7 protein-coding genes, 1 pseudogene and 1 riboswitch are annotated in these 10465 nt (G+C 64.4%); of the genes and pseudogenes, 3 read left to right on the forward strand and 5 right to left on the reverse strand.

What is annotated here, in order from left to right:
• The first annotated feature begins 51 nt into the window (after positions 1-51).
• Both JFN93_RS01765 and lhgO read left to right on the forward strand, forming a co-directional pair.
• Complete coding sequence (locus JFN93_RS01765; protein WP_199382249.1) at positions 52-441, forward strand: DUF309 domain-containing protein; 390 nt, start codon at positions 52-54, stop codon at positions 439-441.
• A gap of 279 nt (positions 442-720) precedes the next feature.
• Entirely contained in the window at positions 721-1920 is a 1200-nt protein-coding gene (lhgO, locus tag JFN93_RS01770) for an L-2-hydroxyglutarate oxidase (protein WP_199382250.1), read from the forward strand.
• A gap of 311 nt (positions 1921-2231) precedes the next feature.
• Here the strand turns inward: lhgO and JFN93_RS01775 are convergent, their stop codons facing one another.
• Genes JFN93_RS01775 through JFN93_RS01785 form a run of 3 tightly spaced genes read right to left on the reverse strand, consistent with a single transcriptional unit; the run spans position 2232 to position 4875 of the window.
• The gene (locus tag JFN93_RS01775; RefSeq protein WP_199382251.1) at positions 2232-3326 is read right to left on the reverse strand and encodes an ABC transporter ATP-binding protein; all 1095 of its coding nucleotides are present in this window, start codon (positions 3324-3326) and stop codon (positions 2232-2234) included.
• Positions 3323-4021 carry an ABC transporter permease gene (locus tag JFN93_RS01780; RefSeq protein WP_199382252.1) on the reverse strand — a complete coding sequence of 233 codons (699 nt, stop codon included), beginning with the start codon at positions 4019-4021 and terminating at the stop codon, positions 3323-3325. The genes JFN93_RS01775 and JFN93_RS01780 overlap by 4 nt, the downstream gene beginning before the upstream one ends.
• Positions 4021-4875: a substrate-binding domain-containing protein gene (locus JFN93_RS01785; RefSeq protein WP_199382253.1), complete on the reverse strand. Its 855-nt coding sequence runs from the start codon at positions 4873-4875 to the stop codon at positions 4021-4023. The genes JFN93_RS01780 and JFN93_RS01785 overlap by 1 nt, the downstream gene beginning before the upstream one ends.
• A 99-nt stretch (positions 4876-4974) precedes the next feature.
• A riboswitch (molybdenum cofactor riboswitch) is annotated at positions 4975-5095 on the reverse strand.
• 207 nt (positions 5096-5302) lie between these two features.
• Between JFN93_RS01785 and JFN93_RS01790 the strand changes: the two genes are divergently transcribed.
• A complete protein-coding gene (locus tag JFN93_RS01790) occupies positions 5303-6928 on the forward strand; it encodes a methyl-accepting chemotaxis protein (RefSeq protein WP_199382254.1) in 1626 nt (541 codons plus the stop codon).
• Between the two features lie 429 nt (positions 6929-7357).
• Here JFN93_RS01790 and JFN93_RS01795 read toward each other — a convergent pair.
• Together JFN93_RS01795 and rlmD are read right to left on the reverse strand one after the other, a co-directional pair.
• Positions 7358-8395: pseudogene (locus JFN93_RS01795) on the reverse strand (HD domain-containing protein); the annotation flags it as partial.
• Positions 8396-10465, reverse strand: a 2070-nt coding sequence (gene rlmD, locus JFN93_RS01800) for a 23S rRNA (uracil(1939)-C(5))-methyltransferase RlmD (RefSeq protein WP_236021480.1), incomplete at its 5' end; no start/stop codon positions are given.

Here is a 10465-nt window from a genome sequence, read left to right on the forward strand (position 1 = left end):
GGGCACCGATCGCGTCGGGACCGCGGTGTGGCGGCGGCAATGAGGTAACGGATGCAGGGATGTGACGAGACGATGCCTGGTGAACTGCTCCGGGCGGTTGAGCAATTCAACCGGCGGGAGTGGTTCGAGTGTCACGAAACCCTCGAAGAGCTCTGGGTCGGAGCGCGGGGGGAGTTGCGCGACTTCTACCAGGGGTTTCTCCAGGTGGCGGTGGCGCTGCACCACTGGCGGGAAGGGAACTACAAGGGGGCCGTGCTGCTCCTGGAGAAGGGGCCGGAACTCCTGCGTCGAGCGCCCCCGATCTGCCAGGGTGTCGACGTGGCCGCCCTCATCGCCGCGGCGGAGCGCTTGCGGGCAACCCTCGTCAAACTCGGTCCCGGGCGGATGGAAGAGGTCGACGACGCGCTGCTCCCGGTTGTAGCGCTGCCGGCCCGAGGGTGACCACGGTGGTCCGGCTGATGTTGCCTGCTTCGCTGCGGATCTTGCTATTGAGATGCAGGGGAGAAGCCTGCTGCGCGTAAGGCCGATAATCGCGAGCCGCAACCGTACGCTCCCTTGTCTACCTGAGGGAGGAGCCCTTTTACTGTGGGAGCGCCTTTCCAGGCGCGATCCGCCGCAGGCGGTGCCCACGCGTCCATCGCGCCTCGACAGGGGAGGCCGCTACCTCGCTGGAAGCTATCTAGTCCGCTCACCTCGGTGAGGCCTTTGGAGCACTTCGCTATGACCGCAACCCATGCAGATATCCTCATCGTCGGTGCCGGCATCCTCGGGCTGACCATCGCGCGGGAACTGGTCCGCACCGGCCACGGCGACATCGTGATCATCGAGAAGGAGCCGGAGCTGGGACGCCACGCCTCGGGGCGCAACAGCGGCGTTTTGCATGCGGGGATCTACTACTCCCCCGACAGCCTCAAGGCCAAATCCTGCCTGAACGGCAACTTCCTGATGCGGGAGTATTGCAAGGAGCGTGGGTTGCCGCTGTTGGAGAACGGGAAGGTGATTGTGACCCGGACCGCAGAGGAGCTGCCGGTCTTGGACGAGCTCTACCGGCGGGCGACGGCAAACGGCGCCAAGGTGGAGATGATCGACGAGCGCCAGCTCGCCGCGATCGAGCCGAACGCCCGGACCGTGGAGCGGGCGCTTTTTTCCCACTACACCGCCGTGGTCGATCCGAAGGCGGTACTCAAGAGCCTGAAAAAGGATCTGGAGGAGACCGGCCGGGTCCGTTTCGAACTCGGCTGTCGTTTTACCGGTCTTTCCGGCAGTGCTGCCGCCGCGACCAGCCGGGGCGAGATTCGCTTCCGGAGGTTCGTCAACGCGGCCGGGGCGCACTGCGACAAGGTGGCCCGCCATTTCGGCGTCGGCACCAACTACCGCCTGATCCCCTTCAAGGGGGTCTACCGCCTGCTGGGCAAGGACGCACCCTTCACCGTCAACTCCAGCATCTATCCCGTCCCCGACATCCGCAATCCCTTCCTCGGGGTCCATTTCACCCGGTCGGTCCACGGCGACGTCTATCTCGGTCCGACCGCCATTCCCGCCTTTGGTCGGGAGAATTACGGCATCGTGGCCGGTATCGATGCCGAGGGCTTCGCCATCGCCTGGGAAGACCTCGTCCTGTTCCTGGCCAACCCGCAGTTTCGCGGCGTCGCCCTGACCGAGCCGCTCAAATACATCCCTTCCTGCTTCTTCAAGGATGCGGCCCGGCTGGTGAAAGAGCTCTCCCCGAAAGACGTGGTTCCGGCGACCAAGGTGGGCATCCGCCCGCAGCTCGTGGACTGGGAGACCAAGCAGATGGTGATGGACTTCCTGGTCGTGGCCGACGGCGCTTCGCTCCACGTCCTCAACCCCATATCCCCCGCTTTCACCTCCTCCATGGACCTCGCCCACTCCATCGTGGCTGCCCATTTCTCTCGATAAAAAAGCTTCCCACCGATGCCCAAACAAAACGGAATTATCCATCGAGCAAGGCAACTCTGGCTCCACCAGAAGCCCGACGAAGCCCCCTTTGCGAAGGGGGATTTTGAGGGATTTGCCTTTAGAGCTCTGACGTTACCGTCCGTCTCGAAAACCTCCGAACCAAATCCCCCCGGCCCCTTTTGCCAAAGGGGGGATCAAAGGGCGGATCTTCTTTTGAGGGATTGCCGAAACAATAAGACGGATCAACCTCATCCTGCGGTTTGCTGGTGGGGTTCGATCCGTCTTTTTTCCTGAAAATCCTGGTGAGGGTGTCAGTCCCGCCTAAGCAGATGCACCGCGGTCGCCTTGAACGAGGCGTACACCGTCTTGCCGGGGTCGAGATGCAGATGGTCGATGGATTGGGAGGTGAGGTAGGCGACCAGCGGGAAGCCGCAGTCGATTTCGATCTTGTTGTAGATCCCCATCGGGATGACCTTGCGCACCACCGCCCGGATGACGTTGCGGGCGCTGGTCACCCCGGCCGGGTCGGTGGTGGAGATGGCGATGTTTTCCGGCCGCAGGCAAAAGATCACCGATTCGCCCGGCTCCGCCTGGCCGACCAGCTCGATGGCATGGCCCCCCAGCGAAACCGTGGCAACGCTCTGGGAACAGGCGAGTACCGTGCCGGTGAGGACGTTCTCCATCCCGACGAAGGAGGCGACGAACTCGTTGGCCGGCCGGTTCATCACCTCGGCAGGGGTGCCCCCCTGGACGATCGCCCCGCGGTTGATCACCGCCATCCGGGTGGAAAGCCTGAGCGCCTCCAACTGGTCGTGGGTGGCCACGATCGCCGCGGTCCCGGTCTCGGTGAGGATCCGTTCCAGGTCGGTGGTCAGCGCCAGGCGGGTAGGGGCGTCCAGCGCCGCAAACGGCTCGTCCAGAAGGATCATCTCCGGCCGGATGGCGAAGGCCCGGGCGAGGCTCGTGCGCTGCGACTCCCCGCCGGAGAGCTTGCTCGCGGAGCGCTCGGCGAAGCCGGCCATGCTGAAGAGCTCCAGCGTCTCCATGACCCGGCTGCGGATCTCCCCCCGCGTCATGCGCCGGATCTTCAGCCCCGCGGCGACGTTTTCGAAGACGGTGGTGTCGAAAAGAAGCGGCTCCTGGAAGACCATCGCCAGCCGGCGCCGGTAGGCGAAGCGGGCCCGGTCGGAATCGATCGCTTCCCCCCGGCAGCGGATCCGGCCGCCGGTCGGCGGCAAAAGGGTCGCCAGGGTGAGCATGAGGGTCGATTTGCCGGAGCCGTTGGGGCCGATCAGCGACAGCACCTCCCCCTCGGCAAGGGAAAGCCGGGGAATGTCGATGACCGGCACCCCGCCGCGCGCCACGGTGAGCTGCTCCACCTCGAGAAAGTTCGGGGCATCGTTCATCGGGGGCGCTCCCGCTGCTGGATCCGGGTCAGCAGGTAGTTGATGGCGAAGCAGAGGAGCAGCAGGATCAGGCTCAGCGCGATGGCGACGTCGAAGTTGCCCTTGCTGGTTTCCATGACCGTCGCCGTGGTCAGCACGCGGGTATACCCCTTGATGTTGCCGCCGACCATGATGGAGGCCCCCACCTCGGAGATGACCCCGCCGAAGCCGGCCATCACCCCCGCCAGGAGGGGGAGCCGGGCCTCGCGGATCAAGAGCCAGACCATCTGGGGGCGGGTCGCCCCCAAGGCCAGGATCTGCAGCCGCAGGTTGGGAGGAAGGTTCTGGATCGAGGCGACGGTGATGCCGCAGACGATCGGGGTCGCGATCACCGCCTGCGCGATGATCATCGCGGTGGGGGTGTAGAGGATGTCCAAAGAGCCGAAGGGGCCGTTGCGCCAGAGGAAGATGGTGACGAAAAGGCCGACCACGACCGGGGGGAGCCCCATCCCGGTGTTCACCGCGCTCACCACCAGGCGCTTGCCGGGAAAATTGGCGAGCGCGAGCGCGGTGCCGGAAGTGATGCCGAAAACAAGGCTCAAAAGCGTGGCGGTGCCCGATACCTTGAGCGAAAGCCAGGTGATGTCCAGGACCTCGCGGTCCAAGGCGGCCAAAAGCGCCACCGCCTTGGCGAAGCCCTCGTAAATCAGGTCCATTACAGCCCCAGCGACTCAGGTTTCTTGCCGGCGTCCGGGAAGAAAAGCGGAGCGCCGAACTTCTCCACACCGAACTTGCCGATCATCCCCTGTCCCTTCCGGGAGACCATGAAATCGGCAAAGGCCTTGCCGCCGGCGGCGTTGACCTTGGGCCACTTGGCCGGGTTGATCTCGATGACGTGATAGATGTTGAGGAGCTTGGCGTCCCCCTCCAGGAGGATCTGCAGCCCCAGCGTCTTTTTGAGCGCCAGGTAGGTGGCGCGGTCGGTGAGGGTGTAGCCGTGCTTCTCCGCGGCCACGCTCAGGGTCTGTCCCATGCCGAGACCGGTCTCCTGGTACCACTTCTGCCCCGCCTGGTTAATCCCCGCCCCCTTCCACAGCCCCTTCTCCTTGGCATGGGTCCCCGAGTTGTCCCCCCGCGAGACGAAGAGGGCGCCGCTGTGGGCGATCTTCTTGAGCGCCTCGACCGTGGTGTGGGAGCCCTTGACGCGGGCCGGGTCCTTGGCGGGGCCGACCAGCACGAAGTCGTTGTGCATGACCAGCCGGCGCTCCATGCCGGAGCCGGTCTTCATGAACTTCGCTTCCGCCTCGGGGGAGTGGACCAAAAGGACATCGGCCTCGCCTTTTTCCCCCATGGCGATCGCCTGGCCGGAACCGACGGCGATGGTCTTCACGAAGTAGCCGGTTTCCTTCTCGAACACCGGGATCAAATAGTCCAAAAGACCCGAATCCTGCGTGCTGGTCGTGGTCGCCAGGATGATCGACTTCCCGGCAGCGAAGGCCGGCAGGGTGCCCGCGGTGACCAGCGCCGCAACGGTGGCAAGGGTGATGACGAGGCTGCTGAACAATTTCATTTTCCGGCTCCTTGGAATGGGGTCTGGAGATGCCGACGCGCCGGGCACCAATTGAAAAAGGCTCTTTCGTAGGAGAAAGAGCCTGGGGATGGACGCAGGTCCGCCGCGACAGGATCTCCTTTTCAAAAGGAAGGCAGTGCCGTTTCCAGCGCTACCCGCAGGCCGCGGTACCATAAGGCGCATCCCTGGTAGGTGCCGTGGCTCGGAGATGTGGGATTCGATTCATTTTTAGACGGGGCCACCGTCGATCCGGTGCCGGCAGCCAAAATACGGCATGATCCAACGTATGTCAACCATCACCCTTATGTAACAAAAGGTAATAATAATGAAAAAAAGTTCTGACTAAAACGGTCTAAAGAAGGCAGTGTGATTGCCGATGAGGAGAAGAAGGCTTGGTGAATGACAGATTGCTGGAGTGGAGACGACAATGGGATTCCGTGAATTGAAGATGGGCGTGAAGATGGGTATTGGTTTCGGCATGATGATCGGAATGGTCCTGATAATCCTGGGCATGACCCTGACCACCTACCGTACCATCGGCAAGGATGCCAGCCGTATCAAGGACGAGGCCCTTCCGTACGCCCTGCTTGCCGACCAGATGGTCTTGAACATCACCCAGGTCCAGGAAGAGTTCACCGATGCGGCGGCCACCGGCCACGATGACGGGCTGAAAGGGGCCAAGGAAGCGGCCGACAGTTTCGCCAAGGCACTTGCGACCTTCAAGGAAACCGCCAAGCGCAACAATGACGACGCATCGTTGCAAAAGATCGCCGATCTGGAGAAATCCTTCGAGGCGTATTACGGCACCGGCAAGCAGATGGCCGAAGCGTATGTCGGTGGCAACAAGCCGGAAGGGGACCGGCTCATGGAAGACTTCGACAAGACAACGACCCTTATGACCGACAAGGCCGGCGCCTTCCAGAAAGGACACGTCAAGGTGGCCAACGAGCTGTCCCGCGAAATGTACCTGGCCATGGGGAGCTCGCGCAACATCGTCATTCTCGTCGGTCTGGTGGCCCTGCTGCTCGGCGTCGGGATCGCGATTTCGGCCACCCGCAGCGTTACCGGGCCGATCCACGAGACGATCAAGATCATCCAGAAGCTCGCCAACGGCGAGTTCGTCCAGAAGACCGATGCCAACATGAACAACGAGATCGGCGAACTGGGGCGCGCCATCAACCAGATGGTGGACAACATGCGGACCCTCATCTCCGGCATCATCGGCAACTCGCGCTCCTTGAACGCCGCCGCCGACGAGATGCGGCAGACCGCCGAGCAGATGGCGACCGGGGCCGAGCAGGTGGCGACCCAGGCCGGCCTCGTGGCCACCGCCGGCGAGGAGATGGCCGCCACCTCCGCCGACATCGCCCGCAACTGCTCCCTCGCCGCCGGCTCGTCCCGGGAGGCGATCGAGGCGGCCACCAGCGGGTCGCAGGTCGTCGATCGGACCGTCGATAACATGGGAAGAATCGCCCAGCGGGTGCAGGAGACCGCCGCGACGGTGGCGGAGCTTGGCAGCCGTTCCGACCAGATCGGGACCATCATCGGGACCATCGAGGACATCGCCGACCAGACCAACCTTTTGGCGCTCAATGCGGCGATCGAGGCGGCCCGCGCCGGGGACCAGGGGCGTGGCTTTGCCGTCGTGGCCGACGAAGTCCGGGCCCTGGCCGAGCGGACCGCACGGGCGACCCGTGAGATCGGTGCCATGATCAAGTCGATCCAGACCGAGACCGGTGGGGCGGTGAGTTCCATGGAGGAAGGCGTGAGCGAAGTGGAGCGGGGGACCGGCGAGGCCGCTCGCTCCGGAGCGGCGCTGAAGGAGATCCTGGATCAGGTGCGTACCGTGACGAGCCAGGTGGACCAGATCGCGACGGCGGCCGAGGAACAGACGGCGACGACCGGGGAGATTTCCCGCAACATGATGCAGATCAACGACGTGGTCCAGGAGACGGCGAAGGGGGCCGGCGAGGCGGCGTCAGCGGCGCACGAAGTCTCGCGCCTGGCGAGCGAACTGCAGCAGATGGTATCGAGGTTCAAGATCGCGGGTTGATCGACTCCGATCTTGTGTAGGAGCGACATTCCTGTCGCGATAGACGGCGCTGATCGCGCCGGGAATGCCGCTCTTCTTCAGCTGACGGCGGGAACCTCTACGGTGGGAGCGCCTTTCCAGGCGCGATCCGCCGCAGGCGGTGACCATCAGCCATCACCCTTTAAGCAGCTCCACCTTTCGCTGCAAGAGCATCGCATACCGCTGCTGCGGCGGGATTCCCTCCCGGTCGAAATGCCCCTGCGGGAACCCCAACTCCTCCCCGTTGAGCTTCGCCACCCGCATCACCTCGTCCCACCCCGGCATTTCCCGTCCGCAGTCCGATTGCACGATCAGCGGCAAAAACCGGGCGATCCCGCTCTTCAACGCCTGCTCCGCCACCTTCACCTTGGTCGAGGTTCTCAGCTCGTCCCAGCGGTTCGCGTTCTGGTGCAGGCGACAGGTGGCCTGGAGCCCCTTGATGAGCGGCAGCGGCAGACGCAGCCTGCGGCACATCGGCTCGGCCAGGACCCTCCCCGCCTCCTCGTGCCCGTGGTGCTTCGGGTAGAGCTCCGGCGCGGTGGCGAGCTTTCCCAGGTCGTGGAACAGGCCGCAAAAGCGGGGGGTGGCATCGTCGGTCGCGGCGGCGACCTTCTCCAGCACCTGGATCGAGTGGGTGAAGAGGTCCCCCTCCGGGTGGTGTTCCGGAGGGCCGGCGGGTACCTCCGGCATCCGGAAGAGCTCGGGAAGGATGGTGGTTCCCACGCGAAGTTCGAGCATCCGGGTGAAGAAGCGGGACGGCTCGGGCTTCCCCAGTGCCTTGAGCATCTCGTTGGAGAAGCGCTCCACCGGAAGCCGCCCCAGCGCATCGGTCCAATCCGTGCCGGCGATGGTCTTCTCGGCCTCTTCGGTTAACCGGAAACCGGCGCATTCGAAACGAAGCGCGCGAAAGATGCGGGCGGGGTCGTCGGAGAGGCTCGTCGCGCTGCAGGGGCGCAGCCGCTTGCCCGGCAGGTCCTCCCTCCCCCCCAGAGGATCGGAGAGGGTACCGTCCAGGGTCATGGTCATGGCGTTGACGGTAAAGTCCCGCCGGATCAGGTCCTCGGCAAGCGCCTCGGGGGAGGGGAGGGCGGTAACCTCGACCTTGCCCAGTCCGTTTACGTAGCGGAAGAAGATGTTCGGGGTGCTTTTGGGGGCAACCAGGTTGAAGCCGAGCGCAGCGAGCTTGTTGGGGGGAGCGAAGGCGATGAGATCGAAATCGTGGCAGTCGATACCGGAGAGGATGTCGCGGACCACCCCTCCCACCAGCAAAAGGCGGGGGTGCAGCTCCGCGGGGAAAAGAGCCTTCAGCTTTTGAATCTGTGCATTCATCGCTTCTCCCCTGGAGCGCTCTGCACTACCAAAACGAACAGGGATGCCAGGGATGCAGGGGGTAGCAGCAAACCCCGGAAGGTTTTCATCCCCTTTATCCCCTGCATCCCTGTTGGTCATTTAATCCCGGTGCTTTTCGCGGACCAGCAGCGCCACGTCCTCGACATGCACCGTCTGCGGGAACATGTCCACCGGCTGCACCTCTACCGTCCGGTAGCCGAGCCGGGACAGGATGTCGAGGTCGCGCGCCAGGGTCTCCGGCGAGCACGACACGTAGATCATCTTCTCCGGCTGCAGTGCCGCAGCACTCTCCAGTACCTTCGCGTCGCAACCCTTGCGCGGCGGGTTGAGCACGATTACCTGCGCTCCCCCCTCCTCGCCGATCTCTTCCAAAAGCCTCGCTGCATCGCCCGCTTCAAAACTGCAGTTGTGGACGTGGTTCAGCGCGGCATTTTCGGTAGCGTCGGTGACCGCCGAATCGACCACCTCGATCCCGACCACCTCGCCGGCCCGGTCCGCCAGGAAGAGGGAGATCCCGCCGATGCCGCAGTAGACGTCGATCACCCGCTCGCTCCCTTTTAAGGCGGCGAACTCCCGCACCTTTTCATAGATGATGCCGGCAGCGCCGCTGTTCACCTGGAAGAAGGAGCGCGGCGACAGCGAGAACGACTTCTCCCCGATGTACGCGCGCAGGGTGTGCGTCTTGGTGAGGAACCGGTCCCTTTGTCCGAAGATCACGTTGCCGGTGGAGTTGTTGATGTTCTGGGCGACCACGGCGACCTCCGGGACCGCATCCTGGATGAACTTCGCCAGGTGGTGGATCTCGTTGTAACCCTGCTCGCTGGTCACCAGCACCGCCATCACCGCGTTCCCCGACTCGGCCACCCGGACCACCAGGTAGCGCAGCAGCCCCATCTCGCTCTTCGCGTTGTAGATGGGGACCTTCCCCTTCTTGATCCCGGCCTTCACCGCCTTTACCACCTTGTTGATCAGCGGATGGTGCAGCGGGCAATCCGCAATCTCCAGCACGTCGTGCGAGTTGCGCCGGTAGATCCCGATCACCGGGTCGGAAAACTTCCCGGCGATGACGAGCTTGGCCGAATTGCGGTAGTGAAGCTCTTTGGGCGAGGCGATGGTGTCGTGGACCTTGACCTTGTCCAGGGAGCGGTGGCTGCCGATGTGGCGGGAGACCAGCTCCTTCTTCCAGGCAAGCTGCGCCGGGTAGCGCATCTGGATCAGCGGACAGCCGTCGCAGGCCTTCCCCATGTCGCAGGCCGGTGCCGGATTGCGGTCCGGGGACGACTTCAGGCACCGGAGCAGGTTGCCGAACGTCTCCCGACGCCCGACGTAGGTTACCCTTGCGACCACCTGTTCCCCGGGAAGGGCGCCGGCGACCAGGACCCGGGTTCCCTCGTGGTTGGCGACGCCGAAACCGTCCTCGTCGGTGCCGGTTATGGTGAGTTCGACGGTCTGGCCACTATGCAGAAGCGGCCGGCGCTGCTCGTCCCTGGCCCCCTTGTCGAAGCCGCGCGGGCCCGTCGCCCTGGCGGCGGGGGCGAAATCCTCGCGCCGCGGTTCCGGCTGGGACCCCTTGCGGTGCGGACGCTGCCCCACCTTGCCCCGCGGCGCAGGTGCCGCGGCAATGCCGCGCTCTTCGGGAATGGCGCTCGGAAGGACGCTTCCGCCCTGCTGCCGCGTCTCGCGGTGATGGCCAGGCTTTTCCTCGGCAAAGCGGGCCGGTCTTCCTTTGGCCGCAGTTGCCGATTTCCCCTTGGGATCACTGGCGGGTTTCCCCTTGGCGGGACCCTCGTGCTTACCCTGTGGGAGCGCCCTTCCGGGCGCGATTCGATCCTCGGAAGAAGGAGCACCCGAGTGGGCGCCGGAGCTGTTTCTCCCCGCGGACCGCTCCTGACGCGGATAAGCGGGTTTTTCCCCGGCAAAGCGGGCCGGCTTCCCCTTGGCGGCACCCTCGTGCTTACCCTGTGGGAGCGCCCTTCCGGGCGCGATTCGATCCTCCGAAGAAGGAGCACCAGAGTGGGCCCCGGAGCTGTTTCTCCCCACGGACCGCTCCTGACGCGGATAAGCGGGTTTTTCCCCGGCAAAGCGGGCCGGCTTCCCCTTGGCGGGACCCTCGTGCTTACCCTGTGGGAGCGCCCTTCCGGGCGCGATTCGATCCTCGGAAGAAGGAGC

It is taken from the genome of Geomesophilobacter sediminis, assembly GCF_016458275.1.
Lineage (GTDB): Bacteria > Desulfobacterota > Desulfuromonadia > Geobacterales > Geobacteraceae > Geomesophilobacter > Geomesophilobacter sediminis.

Coding starts and splice junctions, on each gene's coding strand:
- JFN93_RS01765 (WP_199382249.1), top strand. CDS start 52: ATGCAGGGATGTGACGAGACGATGCCTGGTGAACTGCTCCGGGCGGTT.
- lhgO (WP_199382250.1), top strand. CDS start 721: ATGACCGCAACCCATGCAGATATCCTCATCGTCGGTGCCGGCATCCTC.
- JFN93_RS01775 (WP_199382251.1), bottom strand. CDS start 3,326: ATGAACGATGCCCCGAACTTTCTCGAGGTGGAGCAGCTCACCGTGGCG.
- JFN93_RS01780 (WP_199382252.1), bottom strand. CDS start 4,021: ATGGACCTGATTTACGAGGGCTTCGCCAAGGCGGTGGCGCTTTTGGCC.
- JFN93_RS01785 (WP_199382253.1), bottom strand. CDS start 4,875: ATGAAATTGTTCAGCAGCCTCGTCATCACCCTTGCCACCGTTGCGGCG.
- JFN93_RS01790 (WP_199382254.1), top strand. CDS start 5,303: ATGGGATTCCGTGAATTGAAGATGGGCGTGAAGATGGGTATTGGTTTC.